The organism is Amycolatopsis sp. NPDC058340 (assembly GCF_042723975.1).
Taxonomy (GTDB): domain Bacteria; phylum Actinomycetota; class Actinomycetes; order Mycobacteriales; family Pseudonocardiaceae; genus Amycolatopsis.
Genome location: NZ_JBHXIB010000003.1, coordinates 1 through 16,905, shown reverse-complemented (window position 1 = coordinate 16,905; position 16,905 = coordinate 1). Strand labels below are relative to the sequence as shown.

Sequence of the window (16,905 nt, the reverse complement as noted above, 5' to 3'; positions counted from 1 at the left end):
CTGCCCCATGGAAAAGGGCGCGTGTCGCGAAAGCCACTTTCGCGACGTCTGGTGTCCCGAAAGTGGCTTTCGCGACACGAACGCCGACGGAGCCGCGAGCGGACCGCCAACCTCACGACGGGCCGGGGTAGGCCAGAATCGACCCCGTGCAGTTCGCCATCCTCGGGCCGGTCGAAGCCCGCCTTCCCGACGGGACCCCCGTCGCGCTCGGCGGGCCGCAGCTGCGGGGTCTGCTCGCGCTGCTCGCGCTCGACGCCGGGCGCATCGTCAGCGCCGGACGGCTGATCGACGGCCTGCACGGCGACCACCCGCCCGAGGGCGCCGCCGAAGCCCTGCAGTCCCAGGTCTCCCGGCTCCGGCGGCGGTTGAAGGACGGCGGCGCGCCCGACGGGCTCGTCGAGTTCACCCCCGCCGGATACCGGCTGGCCGTCGATCCGCAGGACGTCGACCTCCACCGGTTCGAACGCCTCACCGCCCAGGCGCGCGAGACCGCCGAGCCGGGCACGAAGCTCGCGCTCTTCACCGAAGCGCTGGCGTTGTGGCGCGGCTCCGCGCTAGACGGGCTCGCCGACCCGCCGCGCGCCGCCCGGCTCGCCGAGCTGCGGCTGGCCGCGATCGAGGACCGTGTCGAGGCCGGGCTCGCCTTGGCACACCACGAAAAGCTCGTCGCCGAACTCCGTGAGCTCGCACGGGAACACCCGCTGCGGGAACGGCTCACCGCCCAGCTCGTCCGCGCCCTGCACGGCAGCGGACGCTCCGCCGAGGCGCTCGCCGTGTTCGCCGAGGCCCGCGAGCGCCTCGCCGACGAACTGGGCGCCGACCCGTCGGCGGACCTCGCCGGCGCGCACGCCGCCGTGTTGCGAGGGTCGACGGCCCGCCGGATTCCCGTGCCGCTCACGGGATTCGTCGGCCGCGGCGAACTCGACCGCCTTGTCGACGCGCTCGGGAAGACGCGGCTCGTCACGCTCACCGGGCCCGGCGGAGCGGGCAAGACGCGGCTCGCCGTCGAAGCGACTTCCCGGCAGGACGGCGAAGTCTGCTTCGTCGAGCTCGCCACGGCGACCGAGGTCGCTCCCGCCGTCCTCGCCGCGCTGGGCCTGCGCGAACAAGGTGTCCTGGCGCCGGGAGCGGTTTCGGATCCCGCCGGCCGCCTGGTCGCCGGGCTCGCCGGCCGGTCACCGCTGATCGTCCTCGACAACTGTGAACACGTCGTCGCCGAAGCGGCGCGGCTGGTGCGGCGGCTGCTGTCGGAATGCCCGGGCCCGCGGGTGCTCGTCACCAGCCGCGAAGCGCTGGGGTTGACCGGCGAGACGCTGGTACCGGTCGGTCCCCTGCCCGCCGACGCCGCCGCCCGGTTGTTCACCGAGCGCGCCGCGGCGGTCGCTCCCGATCAAACGCCGGATCCGGCCGCCGTGGCTCGAATCTGCGCCGAGCTCGACGGTCTGCCATTGGCGATCGAGCTCGCCGCCGCGCGGTTGCGGACCCTGTCCGCCGACGACGTCGCTGCCCGGCTCGGCGACCGGTTCGGGCTGCTGTCCCGCGGCGAACGGACCGCCGAACCGCGGCACCGGAGCCTGCGCGGCGTCGTCGAGTGGAGCTGGGACCTCCTCGACCCGCGAGAACAGCTGCTGGCAGGCCGGTTCGCGGTGTTCGCCGGTGGCGCGAGGCTCGACGCCGTCGAACACGTCTGCGCCGTACCCGACGCGGAAGGCGTGCTGGCCGGGCTGGTCGAGAAGTCCTTCGTCGAGTTCGACGGCGGGCGGTACCGGATGCTGGAGACCATTCGCGCGTTCTGCGCCGAACACGGCGAAGACCGGCGCGCCGCGCACGCCGAGTACTTCCTCGCCCTCGCCCGCTCGTCCGAACCGAAGCTGCGCGGCGCGGACCAGCTGGTGGCGCTGGAAGAGCTGAGCGCCGAGCACGCCGAACTGCACGCGGCCCTCCGCTGGAGCGTGGCCGACGCCCCCGATCTCGCCCTGCGGCTCATCGCGGCCCTGACCTGGTACTGGTGGCTGCGTGGCCTGCGCGGTGAAGCGACGCCGTTCGCGGACGCCGCGCTCGCCGCCATCGGCCCCGAACCTCCGCCGGGGCTGGCCGAGGAATACGTCCTCGGTCTCGTGCACGCGTCGGCCACCGGCGCCGGGATCGAACCGATCCTGCGGCGGCTCGACGGTCCGCTGCGATACCCGTACCTGTTCCTGCTGTGGGCGTTTTCCCCGCACCCCAAGGCGAAGGAGGGTGAACGGCTCGCCGCGCTCATCGGCGGGGACCGATGGTCGCGGGCGTTCGCGCGGATCAGCGACGGCCTCGGCGCGCAGTACAACGGCCGGATCGCCGAGGCCGAAAAGCACTTCTCCGCGTCGCTGGCCGGATTCCGCGAACTGGGTGATCGCTGGGGCACGGCGAGCACGCTGGAGAAGCTCGCCGAGTTCGCGGACTGGCGCGGCGACCACGTCCGGTTCCGCGAACTGATGGACGAATCCGTGCGGCTGGCCGCGGAACTCGGTTCCTTCGAAGACGCCGCCGATCTGCTCTGCCGCCGCGCCGACGGCGTCCTGCGCGCGGGAGACATCGAGGCCGCGAAGGCCGACTACGAAGCCGCCGCCTGCCAAGCGCGCGGCAACCCGCTGACGCTCGCGCGAGCCAGAGGCGGGCTGGGTGAGATCGCGCGCCGCGAAGGCGATCTGGCGACGGCCCGGCGCTGGTACTCCGCCGCGGCCGGCCTGGCCGCCGAACCGGTGACCGGCGGCGAGACGCGGATCCGGCTCCACACCGGTTTCGGCTGGACGATGGCCGCCGCCGGTGACCTCGACGCGGCGACCGGACTGCATCAGGAGGCGCTCGCGACCGCGCTGGAATACGCGAACCTCCCCGGTGCGGCCCAGGCGATCGAGGGGCTGGCCGGAGTCCTCGCCGCGCGTGACGAGAACGAGCGGGCGGCGTTCCTGCTCGGCGTGGCGGTCGGGCTGCGCGGCGCTCCCGTCGCCGGGGACGCCGATGTCGACGCGGTGGTGGGCCGCGTCCAGGCCCGCATCGGCGCCGATGCCTACTCCGAAGCCTTCGCCCGCGGCCGGGAAATGCCTCCTGACCAGGCGATCCACGAACTCGGTCAGCGGCGGTTCGCGCTCGGTTCGTGACCGGTCAGCGGCCACGCCCACGCTGCCGGACATGACGAAGAACATCCTGATCTCCGGCGCCGGTGTCGCCGGGCCCGCCCTCGCCTGGTGGCTGCACCGCCACGGCTTCGACGCCACCGTCGTCGAACGGGCCCCGAGCCCGCGCGAAGGCGGCTACAAGGTCGACATCCGCGGGGTCGCCGTCGACGTCGTCCGCCGGATGGGCCTGCTCGACGAGGTGCACGCGGCGAGCACCGGCATGCGGGGCGCCGCGTTCGTGAACAAACGGGGCAAGCAGCTGGCCACCCTCGACGCCGACACTTTCGGCTTCCGCCACGGCGACGACACCGAAATCCTCCGCGGCGACCTGGCGAAGGTCCTGTACGACGCCACGAAGGAGAGCACCGAGTACGTCTTCGGCGACTGGATCACCGGGCTGGCACAGCGTTCCGACGGCGTCGACGTGACGTTCGCCCACGGGGATCCGCGCCGGTTCGACCTGGTCGTCGGCGCCGACGGGCTGCACTCCGGCGTCCGCGAGCTCGCCTTCGGGCCGGAGGAGGACTACCTGCACCGGTTCGACGCCTACGTCTCGATCTCCACCGTGCCCAACACCTTCGAGCTCGACCGCTGGGAGCTGCTGCATTCGGCGGCGCCCGGCAAGATGGTCAACGTCTACAGCACCGCGCGCGCCGACGACGCCAAGGCCGCGTTCTGGTTCAGCGCCCCTCCGCTGGCTTACGACCGGCGGGACGTCGAAGGCCAGAAGAACCTCGTCGCGCGCCAGTTCGCCGCGCTGGGCTGGGAGATCCCGGCGTTGCTCGACGCCATGCGACAGGCGGGCGACTTCTACTTCGACCCGGTGTGCCAGATCCGCATGGACCGCTTTTCGGCCGGACGCGTCACCCTCCTCGGTGACGCGGGCCATTGCCCGTCGCCCGCCTCGGGACAGGGCACGAGCCTGGCCCTCGTCGGCGCGTATGTCCTGGCGGGCGAGCTGGCGGCTTCGGACGACTTCACGACGGCGTTTTCCCGCTACGAAACGGAAATGCGTCCGTACGTCGAGAAGAACCAGGCCTTGGCGAAGATGGCGCTACGCGGGATCATCCCGCAGTCGCGGGCTTTCGCTTGGTTCAACACCCGGATGATCAAACTGATGCCGTACCTCCCCGGCCGCGACCGCGTCCTCGAACAGATGGCCCGCCCGATCCGGGAAGCGGCGAACGCCTTGGTGCTGAAGGATTACGGCCCCCGCTAGACCTGCGAGTCCGCGAGCAGTTTCAGCGCGAGCGCCTTGAGTTCCGGGCTCGCCGCCGCGGCGTTGCCCGAATCGAACGGCGGTCGCGGGTCGTACTCGACGGCGAGCTGGATACCGCGGGCGACCTCCTCACCGGCCAAAAGGGACGCGAGATGGAAGGCGAGGTCGATCCCGGCGGACACCCCCGCCGCGGTGACGACCTTGCCGACCTGGACGTAGCGCTCGGGCACGTAACGCACTCCGAAGGTCTTCTCCAGGTAGTCCGCCGAGGCCCAGTACGTGGTGGCGCGGTCGCGGAGCAGCCCTGCCGCGCCGAGGATCAAAGATCCCGTGCACACCGACGTGGTCCACGTCGTGTGCCGATGGATACGCCGGATCCAGTCGAGCAGGACCGGGTTCTCCATGGCGGCGACCGTGCCGCGGTTGCCCGCGCCCGGGACGAGCAACACGTCCAGCCGGTGCACCTCGGCCACCGAACGTTCCGCCAGCACCGCGGCATCACCGGTGTCCGTGCGCACCGGGCCGCGCTGCTGGGCGATCATCGTCACCGTGGCACCGGGGAGCCGGGACAGCACCTCGGCCGGTCCCGTCGGATCCAGCAGGCTGAACCCGTCGTAGAGCAGGATGCCGATCTTCGGCCCTTTGGTCTCCGCCTGAGCCGTGCCGGTGGAGAGGCCGAACGCGGCGGCCGCCGCGACTCCGGCCAGCACTGTCCTGCGGGTGGTCTTCGCACTGTCCATGCCGCGATTCTGGGGAGCTCAGGCGCCGATCGGGCGGGGCATGTCCTTCATCCTGCGAAGTGTGTCCCCGGTGATCCCGTAATACCGGCGGAACGCCGTCCGCAGGGTCTCCGGCGAGGCGAATCCGCATCGCCGAGCGACCGCGGCCAGCGGCAACGCGGTGGACCGCACCAGCTGGGCGGCGGCCTCGGTCCGCGCCGCCCGCACGGTGCGGGCCGGGGTGCTGCCCAGCTGCGCGGTGAACAGCCGGTTCAGGTGCCGCGTGGTGACCCCGGCGCGTGCCGCCAGCGCCGCCGGGCTCAGATCGTCGGCGAGATGCGCGGCGATGTACCCAAGCAGATCGCGCACGACCCGGTTGCCCGGCGGCGGAACGGCAAGGAACGTGCTGATCTGGGCCTGGTCGCCCGAGCGGTGCAGATAGGTCACCAGCTCACGGGCGACCTCTCGGGCCAGGGTCGGACCGCAGTCGTCCTCGATCAGCGCGAGCGTGAGATCCAGCGCGCTGATGACCCCGGCGGAGGTGAACACGTTGCCGTCGCGGATGTAGAGCGGCGCCGGATCCACGGTCACCGCCGGGAAGGTGGCGGCGAGCAGCTCGCCGTATCCCCAATGCGTCGTGACCCGCCGGTCGTCGAGCAATCCGGCGGCCGCCAGCACGAAGGCACCCGTGCACACCGAGGCGATCCGCCTGCTCCGTCCGGCCAGCCGCCGCACCTGCGTCAGCAGACGCTCGTCCGCCGCGGCCGCCCCCGTTCCCGCGCCACCGACCACGATCACCGTGTCCATCCGCCCGGACACCTCGGCGAGCCGGCGGGCCCCCGCGAGCATGATCCCCGACGAACTCCGCGTCGTCCGCCCGTGAACCGTCGCCAGCTCGACGACATACCTCGGCGCGGCGCCGTGCGAGTTCGCGATCTCCAGCGCCCCGCTGGGACAGGCCACATCGAGGATCTGCGCGTCGTCGAACGCGACGATCACCACCCGGCGCACCGCTTCCTTTTCAAGCCCCACAGGGAGAATCTACCGCCGCGCCGCTTACCTCGGAGGTAATCGACAGCGATCCCCCGGCTCGATGATCCTTTGGCCATGAAGGTTTCACGACTCTTGCCCGCCCTCGCCGCGGCCGTTCTGTCCTGTGTCGTACTCGCGGCTTCCGCGAACGCCGAATCCCTTGACCGGCCCGCGAACGTGGAGCGGTTCATGGACGCCTACCGTGCCTGGGGAAGAAACGCCCAGGATGTCGACGCGTACATGAACCTGTTCGTCCAAGACGGGACGGCGCGCCTCTGGGACAGCGGGCTCGAGACGTCCCGGGACTGGGCGGGGATCAGAAGCCAGATCGAGGGCGTGCTGAGCTTGGTCCCGGACTACGTCTTCGTTCCGGAGACCGTCACCTCCGGGGCCGATGGCAGGGTCGTTTTCGTCGAGGCGCTCAACACCGGCACCGTCAAGGGGAAACCGGTCTCCTTCAAGACGACGCACCGGCTCGTCCTCGGCGATCCGGCCGCGGGCAAGGATCCGGCCAGGGTGCAGGACGGCAGGCGGTTCTGGGACCAGGTCGACATGTTCCGTCCGGTCGAGGATCCGGCGAACCCGCTGCGGAACCTCTTCGAGGGGATCACCGCGTCGGCGACCGACCCGGCCCCGGCGATCCCCTTGCCGCCACAGGTCCGGCAACTGGCGTGGAACCGGGAAGCGGCGGGGATCCTGGTCGCCGGGGTGGACGGTTCCGCGACCCTGCGGGGTCCCGGCCTGACCGAGCCGATCTCCGGCCGCCGGGCCATGACCGAATACCTGGACCGGTTGTTCGGCGCGGTCCGTGACGTCGCACTCGAGCCGCGGGCCACCGTGTCCGCGGGTGGCACCGGATACCGGGAGTGGGTCGGCACCGCCGTGGCGCTGGGCGGCGCCGACCCCCGCACGATCTCCTTCAGCCTGGCCGAGCGGACGGTGAAGACCGCGAACGGCACGGCCTGGTCGCTGCATTTCGACACCCTGGACCTGATCGCTTCGGTCCGGACGGTGAAAGAACTACGCGCCCGGATCTTCGGCTAGCGTCCGGTTCAGTGGTGGTCGACGTACCAGGCGGTGCAACCCCGGTATCCCTCCGGGGTTTCGACACAGCTGCGGACCGCGTAGCTCTTGTTCGTGCCCCCGATCTGCAGTGCCACGGCGGGTGACTTGATCCAGTCCCGCACGTTGGCGTCGTACCAGGTCGCCTTCCGGCTGCGGCAGGATCCGTAGTTGCCGCCGATCAGGTCGTCGTCCGGGTACCAGGGGTCGTCGCGCATTTCGAATTTCCGGTGGCTGCGCTGGGCGATGACCCGGTCGCCCGTCGAGATGTCCTCCGCGTAGCCACCGGCCTGCACGTCCGCGAGGCTCTCGGATTGGACGATGGTGTAGCGCCCCTTGACGGTCTTGCCCTTGCCGCTGTCCAGGAAGGCACCGGCGCGGTCCATGCAGAAGGCCTTCTCCGCGTCGTTGGGTTGCTCCTCGGCCTGAGCCGTCCCACCGAGGACGGCGGTGATGACGACAGCGGCGCAGGTGGCACCGATGAAACGATTGGCTCGCATGCGATTTCCTTTCGAAGTGGTGACAATTCGGCAGGGGTTCCGCGGCGAGATTGCTGTCTTCGTTCGAATTTCCCGATCTGCTACGGGATCCCCCCTCGTAGCCGTGCGATTCGAAGTCTTGCCGGACCGTTCGGCCGGACACAAGAGGGCTCGTCGACGTGAGACGCGAAAGGAGTCCCGAACAGCGGTTTCTCGTCGTCCCAGAGACGGGGCGGGACGCGCAGGCCGCCGCCTACAGCGGAGCGGCCGGCAGCACGACTCGGTCGTGTGCCGGATCGAACCCGAGGACCGGATGGGCCTGGCTGCCGCCTTCCGGCGTCATGAGAACCGGCTTTCCCAGCGCTCGTCCGATGTCGGTGAGGAACCCGCACAAGGTGTCGACTCCGGCCTGCCCCTGCAACTCCCGCAGGTCGATGTCGAAGTCGATCTCCTCGGCCGCCATGAGACGGAAGATCACGAGCATGCCCGGAACCGGCCAGACCCTCAGCTCCACCAGTTCGGCATCGGGCGGGCGAAAGAGCACTTCGGCGGCTGCCAGTCCTCCGCGGAGGCATCCGGGACGTATACGTCGGGAAAGGCACCCATCAGGTCGGGGTAGAAAAAGCTCTTGACCTCATCCCACTGAAGATCCGGCATACGGCCATTGTGCCCGCACGGAAATTCCGGTGCGCCGCCCGGAAGCCGGCCGTAGTCTTCGCGTGGTGAAGGAACTACCGCACGAGATGATCCGGCATTACCGATCGATCGACGAAGGCGCACGACTCACCGAGGCGTTCGGCCGTCTCGAGTTCCTGCGGACACAGGAGATCGTACGGCGGCATCTGCCGGCCGGCGCCTTGCGCGTACTCGACATCGGCGGAGCCACCGGAACGCACGCCGCCTGGCTTGCCGAGGACGGCCATCGGGTGGCCTTGTTCGACGTCGTCCCGGAACACGTCGCCGCCGCTCGGCAACTCGCCGAAAGAACACCGGGAATGACCGCGGCTTTGGCCGACGCCCGGGCGTTGCCGGTGCCGGACGGAAGCTTCGACGCCGCGCTCCTGCTCGGCCCCCTCTACCACCTCACCGACCGCGATGATCGTCTCGCGGCCTTGCGTGAAGCCGGTCGCGCGGTCCGCCCCGGCGGATGGATATTCGTCGCGGCGATCTCACGCTTCGCGTCACTGTTCGACGGCCTCGCCCGCGGCTTCCTTTTCGACCCGGAATTCCAGCGGATAGTGAGCGACGACCTGACTTCCGGTCAGCATCGCAACGACAACGACCATCCCCATTGGTTCACCACCGGCTACTTCCACCACCCCGACGAATTACGTCAGGAATGCCTCGACGCGGGGCTCGGCTTGCTCGACGTGGTGGGCGTCGAAGGACTCGCGGGCTGGCTGCCACAGCTCACCGGCCGATGGGACCACCCGGCGGACCTCGACGTCGTTCTCCGCTTCACCCAAGCCGTCGAGAACGAACCCGCGCTGCTCGGGCTGAGCAGCCATTTGATCGCGATCAACCGGACGCCGGCACGGTGAACGGTCGGTCAGCTCCTCGCCGAGAGCCGGTGATCAGTTCCGCGATCCGGGCCATCTCCTCCAGCGGGTCGACCACCGGCTGGAGGACGATCTCGTCGACACCGGCTTCGGCCAGCGCGGTGATGCGGGAACGGAGGTCGTCCGGGGTCCCGACCAGGGTCAGGGTGTCCATCAGCGACGGCGTGATCAGGTCCCGGTCCGCCGGTGCGACGCGTTCCAGGTAGCCGGGATAGAGCTTGGTGTACCGGTCCGGCGCGGTGGCCGTGGTGCCACGCCGGTCGAGCAGGCGGCGCACGGCGTCGCGTTCCTCGGCACCGAGCCCGTCGGCGACCGACGGGGTGTCGGCGGCGAAGGCCAGCGACGTCAACACGATATGCCCCACCGCGTCCCGGGCCGGGTCGCCGTACGGGTCGGCGCCGTCGTCGAGGACGTGCAGCGCCGTCATCAGGTACGAATCGCGGGGCGTGTCTCCGCGAGCCGCGTGCAATGCCCGCCAGGCGGCGGGATCGAGAAGACCGAACGAGACGAGACCGGCATCGCGGCGGCCCGCGACCGCGGCGGCTTTCGGCCCCAGCGCGGCCACCACGAACTCGATCGGGTCGGCGGTGTTCACCGCCTGCCCGGTATGCAGGAACCGGACGTCGCGCACCCTGTCGCCCTCGCGGTAGTCGACCGGATACCCGGCGCACAGCCCCTGGAGCGCGGCGGTGAACGCCTCCAGTTCGGCCGTCGTGGTCGGCGGCATGCCCAGGGTGCGCCGGGCGGTGTTCCCCGTGCCGACACCGCAGATGATCCGGCCCGGTGCCAGCGCGTTGAGGCCGGCGAATCCGCTCGCGGCGGCGGGCGCCGACCGCAACGCCGGTGACGTCACCCCGATCCCGAGCTTGATGCGGCTGGTCGCCCGCGCGCACAGGCTCAGCGCCACGAACGGATCGCCGTGGACCATCGGTGTGTCGTACACCCAGAAGCTGCTGAACCCGAGCTCCTCGGCCCGCACGGCGGACTCCGCCACGCCGGGATGGGCCGCGACCACGATGCCGGTACGCATGGGACTCCCCCTTCCACCCGTGAATCCGAGCTTGCCAGAGATCGTGACCGGATCGGCTACCGTGGCCTCATGCCCTCGCCTGATCGTCTGGCCGCTTTCGCGCTCGCGTCGTTCGTCCTGATCCTCATCCCGGGCCCCGCCGTGCTGTTCGCGGTCAGCCGCGCCCTTGCCTACGGCAGGCGGACCGCGCTGATGACCGTGGTCGGCGGGGCGCTCGGCAGCTTCGTCGCCGCCACCGCCGTCGCCATCGGGGTGGGCGCGATCATCCAGGCCTCCGCGGTGATCTACACGGTGATCAAGTTCGCCGGCGCCGCGTACCTGATCTACCTCGGTATCCAGGCGATCCGGCATCGCCGGGCGCTGCGGGAGGCCTTCGAGGCGCAGGCGGCCCCGATCAGCGGCGGGCGCACGCTGCTGCAGGGATTCATCGTCGGCGTCACCAACCCGAAGACCGTGGTGTTCTTCGCGGCGATCCTGCCCCAGTTCGTCGACCCCTCCGCCGGGCAGGCCGGCCTTCAGATGGTGATCCTCGGTGCGGTGTTCTCCGCGATCGCCCTGGCGATGGACTCCGTCTGGGGTGTGGCGGCGGGCGCGGTCCGATCCTGGTTCTCCCGCTCGGCACGCCGGTTGGACCTGGTCGGTGGAGCGGCCGGGCTCACGATGGTCGGGCTCGGTGTCGGCCTGGCGGTCAGCGGCCGCAAGGAATAGGCAGGCCTTGACCTCCAGCAAGCTGGAGATTCCATGCTTGATTCATGACGATCTGGATCTGTGTGACCTGCGGCGTCGAGCACCCCGACACCGCCGCGCCGCCGGCCGGGATCTGCCGGATCTGCGCGGACGAACGCCAGTACGTCCGCGCCTCAGGCCAATCCTGGACCACCGCGGAAGAGCTCGCCGCGGAGCCGCACAAGCTGGTCCACGAGCAGCCGGAGCCGGGTATCCACCGCCTGCACCGCGAGCCGGAGTTCTCGATCGGCCAATGGACCTACCTCGTCCGGACCGATCAGGGCAACCTGCTGTGGGACCCGCCGAACGCACTCGACGAGCCCCTGCTCGGCAAGATCGCCGAACTCGGCGGCGCGGCCGCGATCGTGGCGAGCCATCCGCATATGTACGGCTCGCAGGTGAGCCTGAGCCATCACCTCGGAAACGTTCCGGTCCTCGTGCATTCCGCCGACCGGCGGTGGGTGCGGCGGGAAGATCCGGTGATCCGCGAATGGCGTGGCTCCGAAGAGATCCTGCCCGGTGTCACGCTCGTCGAAGCGGGCGGCCACTTCCCCGGTGCCGCGGTCGCCCACGTCGCCGCGAACGGCGGCTCGCTGCTGGTGGGCGACACCATCGTGCCGGTGGCCGCGGCGGGCTGGGTGACCTTCATGCGCAGCTATCCCAACCAGATCCCGCTCTCGGCAGGCCTGGTCGGGCGGCTCATGGACAGGCTGGAGCCCTACGAGTTCGACCGGCTCTACGCCCTCACGGGCGCCACTGTGCGGGCCGGCGCGAAGGCCGCCGTGCGGCGCTCGGCCGAGCGCTACGTCGCGTGGGTCACCGGCGCGAACGACCATCTCGGCTGACCGAATTCGCGGCCGGTGGGCGATGCTGTAGGCGTGGAGTACGTGTCCCGGGTGCCGCGTCCGCCGCTGGACGGGCTGATCGACGACCTCTACTACCTGGAGGGCGCGCCGCCGTACTCCCGGCTGACGCTGCCGCCGACGCCGTCGGCCTTGCTCATCGTCAACCTGGGTGCGCCGTTCCGCATCCGCGCCGGAGCCGAGATCGAGACGGCCGAGTACGCCGACGGCTGCGTGATCACCATGCCCACCCGCGCGTACGAGTTCGGTTACCCGCTCCCGACCAGGTCCGTCGGCGTGCACTTCAAGCCGTGGGGGCCGTCGTCGTTCCTGCCGATGCCCGCGGCCGAGCTGTGCGACCGGCCGGTGACACTGGAGCAGGTTTGGGGACGGCCCGCCGTCGCCGGGCTGCGGGACCGGTTGGCCTCGGCGCCCGGACCGCACGAGATGCTGACGCTGCTCGAGCAGGAGCTGCTGCGACGGCTCTCCGAGATCTCCGGCCTTGGGCTGGTCCGCCATACGAGCGGCGTCATCGCGGCGACCGGCGGGGCGGTGGCGATCGGCGACCTGAGCGCGGCGGCCGGTGTCAGCGGCACGTATCTGGCACAGCGGTTCAAGGAGCTCGTCGGCGTCACGCCGAAGCGGCTGGCCCGCACCTACCGCTTCACCGCCACCGTGTTCGGGATCGACCCGGACGCACCGATCGACTGGGGCGAGGTCGCCAGCGGCGCCGGCTACTTCGACCAAGCGCACTTCGGGCACGAGTTCCGGGCGTTCACCGGGCTCACGCCGACCCGGTACCTCGAGGTCCGGCGGCGGTTCCGCAACGAACATCCCGGCCACGTGCTCGACAGCTGGCCTCTGCCCGCCGATTGATTTCTTACAAGCGCGACAAGCTCACGACACGCTAATTTCGGGGCCCCCTGAGCAGAGGAGGGCCCGTGGGCAAGGTGGTCATGTACGGATCGGTGTCGGTGGACGGTTTCGTCGCGGACGAGGACGACCGGCCCGGGCCGCTGTTCGACTGGTTGACCGGCGGTGACGTCCCCTTGGACGACAGCGGCGTGCTCAAGGTGTCGCAGGCGTCCTACGACCACACCCGGCCGTACTGGGACGGGATCGGGGTGACGATCGCCGGCCGCCGCGTCTTCGACCTGACGGACGGCTGGGACGGGAAGCCGCCGGGCGGGATCGACCACGTGGTCGTCGTGTCGCATCGGCCCGCGCCCGAGGGCTGGGATCCCGGCGCGCCGTTCCACTTCGTCGACGGCGTCGAGGCGGCCGTGGCCAAGGCGCAGGAGCTCGCGGGCGACCGGGTCGTCGAGGTCGCGGCCGGCGACGTCGGTGGCCAGGCGCTCGCCAAGGGCTTGGTCGACGAAGTGCGCATGGACGTCGTACCCGTCGTGTTCGGGTCCGGGAGGCGCTTCTTCGGGCCGGTCCACGCGCAGCACCTGCTGGAGGATCCTGACGTGGTGATTCAGGGCGACCGGGTGCTTCACCTGTGCTATCGGGTGCGCCGCGGCCGAGAGGCGCGGTAGGGGCCACGCCGGGTCGGTAGGGGTTGTCCGGCCGGACCGGCCGCCCGCACGCTCGGTGGGACGGGCGATCCGCCCGTCGCCGACGCAGGAGGTGGCCGGGTGGCAGGCAACGACGACGGACTCTGGGTACGCAGGTTCCATCCCGCGGACGACGCGCCCTTCCGTGTCGTCTGTTTCCCGCACGCCGGGGGCTCCGCGAGCTATTTCTTCCCGGTCTCACGGACGTTGAGCCCCGACGCCGACGTACTCGCGATCCAGTACCCGGGACGCCAGGACCGGCGTCACGAAGCGGGGCTCGCCACCATCGCCGAGCTGGCCGACGGTGTCACCGAGGCACTCCTGCCGTGGCTGGACCGGCCGACCGTCCTTTTCGGTCACAGCATGGGCGCGACCCTCGGCTTCGAGGTCGCCCGCAGGCTCGAAGCCCGCGATGTGCGGCCTCACGCGTTGTTCGTCTCCGGCCGGGTGGCTCCGAGCCGCGCTCGCGACGAGACGGTCCACCTGCGCGACGACGCGGGACTCGTCGCCGCCGTGAAGGAACTCGGCGGCACCGACGCCCAGATCTTCGAGGACGAGGCGATCCTGGAAATGGTGCTGCCCTCGATCCGCACGGACTACACCGCCGCGGAGACCTACCGGTACCCGCCGGGGCCGCTGCTGCGGGCCCCGATTCACGCCCACGTCGGCGAAAACGACCCGAAGGCGACCGTGGACGAAGTCCGCGACTGGGCAACGCACACGTCCGGGCCGTTCACCCTGACCACGTATCCCGGCGGGCATTTCTACCTGAACACCCACGCCCCGGCCGTGATCCGGGCCATCTCGGCCGTCCTGCGGCCTGCCGACCTCCACATCACCCAGTGAAAGGAGCCCTTCCGTGGTGCACATCAGAATCGATCCCACCGGATCTCGCGCGCGGTCGGCGCAGCTGGAGTCCTACCAGAAGGTCGAAGACCTCACCCAGGACTTGAAGATCTGCGTCGACGGAGGATACGAGCACTTTTCCCACGCCGGGGAATTCCAGCAGGACGGTCATGAGGTCGTCGCCGTCTTCCGGTGGTCTGGCCGCACCAAGATCGCCGAGTGAGAAAGGGGAATCCCATGTCCGCGAGACTCTTCGCCCTCGATTCCTTGCAGACGTTCGAGGAACTCGAACACAGCGCGCTGGGGGTGGCGGAGTCGCTCCGGGAGCGTGGCGTGACACCCGCGACCAGGGTGATGCTGAAGGCCGGGAATTCGGCCGCCTACGTGACCACGCTGCTGGCCCTGATGCATGTCGGTGCCAGCATCGTGCTCGTCGACCAGCAGGAGAACGCCGCCGAAACCCAGCGGGTCTGCAACCAGGCCGGGGTCAAGATCAGCCTGGTCGACGAGGACGCGCCGCTGGTCACCGACGGCCCGCACACCCTGCTCTACGAATTGCTCGTCGCCGGGGCGTCCCAGGCCACCCGCGATCCGGAGCTGCGGGTGGACCCGTGGTGCGAGCTTCCGGACGGGCTGATCATGTACTCCTCCGGGTCGACCGGGGTGCCCAAGGGCGTGGTCAAGAACGGCGGACGGTTCCTGAAGAACCTCCGGCGCAACGCCGACCAGGTCGGCCACCACTCGGGTGACGTGCTGATGCCGATGCTGCCGTTTTCCCACCAGTACGGCCTGTCGATGGTGCTGATCGCGTGGCTGGTGCGCTGTTCGCTCGTGGTGGCGCCGTACCGGCGGATCGACCGTGCCCTGCGGATGGCGGGGCAATGCGGCGTGACCGTGACCGACGGCACGCCTTCCACGTACCAGAGCATCCTCAACATCGTGAAGCGCAATCCCCGCTACGGCCTCGATCTGGCGGGGGTGCGCATGTTCTGCAGTGGCGCCGCTCCACTGGGCTCGACGCTCAGCGAAGACTACGCCGCCTGGTTCGGTCTCCCGTTGCTGGACAGCTACGGAAGCACGGAACTGGGCAACCTCGCGTTCGCTACGCCCGAGAACCCGGTCGGCTGCGGCCGCGCGCTGCCCGGGCACGAATTGCGGATCCTCGACGACGAAGGCAATGCGCTCCCCGCCGGGCAGACCGGCGAGATCGTGATGTACTGCCCCGACATGATGGCGGGCTACCTCGCCGCGGACGGCTCACTGGAGCCGGCGGAGCAGGGCTGGCGGCACACCGGCGACTTCGGCTACCTGGACGAGAACGACAACCTGTTCGTGGTGGGCCGCAAGTTCGCCGTGCACCGCAAGGGACACACGCTCTATCCGGAGATCATCGAGCACAAGGTCACCGAAGCGCTGTGCCCGGTCAAGGTGATCCCGCTGCCGGACGAACGGCGTGGCTGCCAGCTGGCGTTCTTCGTCGAAGACCCGCTCGGCCACGACGGCAGGCACTGGCGTACGCGCATCGCCGAGGTACTGCCGGAGTTCGAGCGGCCGGACCGTATCCGCGTCGTCGACCGTTTTCCGCTGAACCGCAACGGAAAACCCGACAAGAAGCGGATGACCGAGCTGGCGCTCGCCGATTCGGCCAGTTCGCCGAAAGCCGGCTGAGCGACGTGACCGAAGAACGCACCGCCCTGATCTTCCCGGGAATGGCCCCCACGAGAAGCGGGGACGTGAGCCGGTTCCTGATGATCGACCGGAAGGCACGGGAACGGCTCGCGGCGGCCGAGGACGTCCTCGGCCGCCGCCTGATCGGCCCGGCCCGCGAAGACGGCGATGTCTACGACGAGGCCGCGCAGGTCGTCTTCATGCTGACGTGTCTTTCCCTCGCGGAGTGGGCCGAAGACGCCCTCGGGGTCAAACCCGAGATATGCGCCGGTCCCAGCTTCGGCCAGAAGGCACTGACCGCGTACACGGGCGTGCTGTCGTTCGAGGAGACCGTCCGGCTCACCGCGGAGCTCTCGCGGTGCGAGGTTTCCTACTTCGAAAGCGACTATTCCGACGTCGTGACCCACTGTTTCGTCCGGACTCCGGAGGAGGGCTTCGCCGAGGTCCTGGCCGAACTGAAGGACGAGTTCCACGACGTTTCGGGCGTCATCGACAAGGGCTTCTACCTGCTTTCGGTGCGGGAGAAGGACTTGGAACGGGTGAAGGCGCGGGTGCGGTCTATCGGCGGCTACTCGATGCACACCATGCGCCCGCCGGTCCACTCCGCCTTCTTCGGCGGTTTGCGACGGCGCGCCGAGGAGGAAGTGCTGTCCGGCTTCACTCTTCGCGATCCCGAACTGCCGGTGGTGGCGGACCAGGACGGCGCGCTCCTGGACTCGGCGGCGGGCGTGCGCCGGATGCTGCTCGACACCTTCGACCGGCCGATCGACTGGCCGTCGATGGTCGCGACCCTGCGGGCGCAGGGGGTGACGTCGTTGTGCTTCTCCGGTCCGGACAATCTGTTCCACCGGGTGGACAGCACGGTGACGAACTTCGCGGTGCGGACGGTGACGCCGGGGATGGCTTTGAAACCGCGGAGCCGTTCCTGAGGGTGGCTCCTCACGCGCGTGAAGGCCCCCTTCCCTCGGCTGAGCCGAGGGAAGGGGGCCTTCACGCGCGTCCGCTGTGACTG

18 protein-coding genes are annotated in these 16,905 nt (G+C 70.1%); 12 read left to right on the top strand and 6 right to left on the bottom strand.

The annotated features are described in order from the left end of the window. The first annotated feature begins 146 nt into the window (after window positions 1-146). Window positions 147-3,137, top strand: a complete 2,991-nt coding sequence (locus ACFWIW_RS05135) for an ATP-binding protein (RefSeq protein WP_378367220.1) — start codon at window positions 147-149, stop codon at window positions 3,135-3,137. A gap of 31 nt (window positions 3,138-3,168) precedes the next feature. Continuing rightward, window positions 3,169-4,374: an FAD-dependent monooxygenase gene (locus ACFWIW_RS05130; protein WP_378367219.1), complete on the top strand. Its 1,206-nt coding sequence runs from the start codon at window positions 3,169-3,171 to the stop codon at window positions 4,372-4,374. On the opposite strand, the gene ACFWIW_RS05125 is transcribed toward ACFWIW_RS05130, so the two are convergent. Next, entirely contained in the window at window positions 4,371-5,114 is a 744-nt protein-coding gene (locus ACFWIW_RS05125) for a DJ-1/PfpI family protein (protein WP_378367218.1), read from the bottom strand. The two genes, ACFWIW_RS05130 and ACFWIW_RS05125, sit on opposite strands and share 4 nt — an antisense overlap. Window positions 5,115-5,132: 18 nt before the next feature. Next, window positions 5,133-6,095, bottom strand: coding sequence for a GlxA family transcriptional regulator (locus tag ACFWIW_RS05120; protein ID WP_378367500.1), 963 nt, complete (start codon window positions 6,093-6,095; stop codon window positions 5,133-5,135). Window positions 6,096-6,200: 105 nt separating this feature from the next. On the opposite strand from ACFWIW_RS05120, the gene ACFWIW_RS05115 reads away from it, so the two are divergent. Next, window positions 6,201-7,169, top strand: a complete 969-nt coding sequence (locus ACFWIW_RS05115) for a hypothetical protein (protein WP_378367217.1) — start codon at window positions 6,201-6,203, stop codon at window positions 7,167-7,169. Window positions 7,170-7,177: 8 nt separating this feature from the next. On the opposite strand, the gene ACFWIW_RS05110 is transcribed toward ACFWIW_RS05115, so the two are convergent. The 3 genes from ACFWIW_RS05110 to ACFWIW_RS05100 all read right to left on the bottom strand — a co-directional run bounded on the left by ACFWIW_RS05110 (window position 7,178) and on the right by ACFWIW_RS05100 (window position 8,323). Then, the gene (locus ACFWIW_RS05110; protein WP_378367216.1) at window positions 7,178-7,687 is read right to left on the bottom strand and encodes a hypothetical protein; all 510 of its coding nucleotides are present in this window, start codon (window positions 7,685-7,687) and stop codon (window positions 7,178-7,180) included. A gap of 232 nt (window positions 7,688-7,919) precedes the next feature. Next, complete coding sequence (locus ACFWIW_RS05105; protein WP_378367215.1) at window positions 7,920-8,150, bottom strand: hypothetical protein; 231 nt, start codon at window positions 8,148-8,150, stop codon at window positions 7,920-7,922. A gap of 20 nt (window positions 8,151-8,170) precedes the next feature. Then, entirely contained in the window at window positions 8,171-8,323 is a 153-nt protein-coding gene (locus tag ACFWIW_RS05100) for a hypothetical protein (protein ID WP_378367214.1), read from the bottom strand. A gap of 65 nt (window positions 8,324-8,388) precedes the next feature. Between ACFWIW_RS05100 and ACFWIW_RS05095 the strand changes: the two genes are divergently transcribed. After that, on the top strand, window positions 8,389-9,207 hold the full coding sequence (locus tag ACFWIW_RS05095) for a class I SAM-dependent methyltransferase (RefSeq protein WP_378367213.1): 819 nt from the start codon (window positions 8,389-8,391) through the stop codon (window positions 9,205-9,207). Here ACFWIW_RS05095 and ACFWIW_RS05090 read toward each other — a convergent pair. Beyond that, window positions 9,185-10,255, bottom strand: coding sequence for an LLM class flavin-dependent oxidoreductase (locus ACFWIW_RS05090; protein WP_378367212.1), 1,071 nt, complete (start codon window positions 10,253-10,255; stop codon window positions 9,185-9,187). The genes ACFWIW_RS05095 and ACFWIW_RS05090 overlap by 23 nt on opposite strands. 69 nt (window positions 10,256-10,324) lie before the next feature. Here ACFWIW_RS05090 and ACFWIW_RS05085 point away from each other — a divergent pair, with 69 nt between their 5' ends. The 8 genes from ACFWIW_RS05085 (at window position 10,325) to ACFWIW_RS05050 (ending at window position 16,822) form a co-directional block, all read left to right on the top strand. Beyond that, a complete protein-coding gene (locus ACFWIW_RS05085; protein WP_378367211.1) occupies window positions 10,325-10,963 on the top strand; it encodes a LysE family translocator in 639 nt (212 codons plus the stop codon). Between the two features lie 44 nt (window positions 10,964-11,007). After that, a complete protein-coding gene (locus ACFWIW_RS05080) occupies window positions 11,008-11,826 on the top strand; it encodes a hydrolase (RefSeq protein ID WP_378367210.1) in 819 nt (272 codons plus the stop codon). Window positions 11,827-11,877: 51 nt separating this feature from the next. After that, window positions 11,878-12,699, top strand: coding sequence for a helix-turn-helix domain-containing protein (locus tag ACFWIW_RS05075; protein WP_378367499.1), 822 nt, complete (start codon window positions 11,878-11,880; stop codon window positions 12,697-12,699). 65 nt (window positions 12,700-12,764) lie between these two features. Next, the gene (locus tag ACFWIW_RS05070) at window positions 12,765-13,361 is read left to right on the top strand and encodes a dihydrofolate reductase family protein (RefSeq protein ID WP_378367209.1); all 597 of its coding nucleotides are present in this window, start codon (window positions 12,765-12,767) and stop codon (window positions 13,359-13,361) included. Window positions 13,362-13,460: 99 nt separating this feature from the next. Next, window positions 13,461-14,225: a thioesterase II family protein gene (locus ACFWIW_RS05065; protein ID WP_378367208.1), complete on the top strand. Its 765-nt coding sequence runs from the start codon at window positions 13,461-13,463 to the stop codon at window positions 14,223-14,225. A 13-nt stretch (window positions 14,226-14,238) separates the two neighbouring features. Beyond that, the gene (locus tag ACFWIW_RS05060) at window positions 14,239-14,448 is read left to right on the top strand and encodes a DUF5988 family protein (RefSeq protein WP_378367207.1); all 210 of its coding nucleotides are present in this window, start codon (window positions 14,239-14,241) and stop codon (window positions 14,446-14,448) included. A gap of 14 nt (window positions 14,449-14,462) precedes the next feature. Then, window positions 14,463-15,893 (top strand): class I adenylate-forming enzyme family protein, encoded by a 1,431-nt coding sequence (locus ACFWIW_RS05055; RefSeq protein ID WP_378367206.1) that lies wholly within the window; start codon window positions 14,463-14,465, stop codon window positions 15,891-15,893. 41 nt (window positions 15,894-15,934) lie between these two features. Then, window positions 15,935-16,822 (top strand): ACP S-malonyltransferase, encoded by an 888-nt coding sequence (locus ACFWIW_RS05050; RefSeq protein ID WP_378367205.1) that lies wholly within the window; start codon window positions 15,935-15,937, stop codon window positions 16,820-16,822. Window positions 16,823-16,905: the final 83 nt, after the last annotated feature.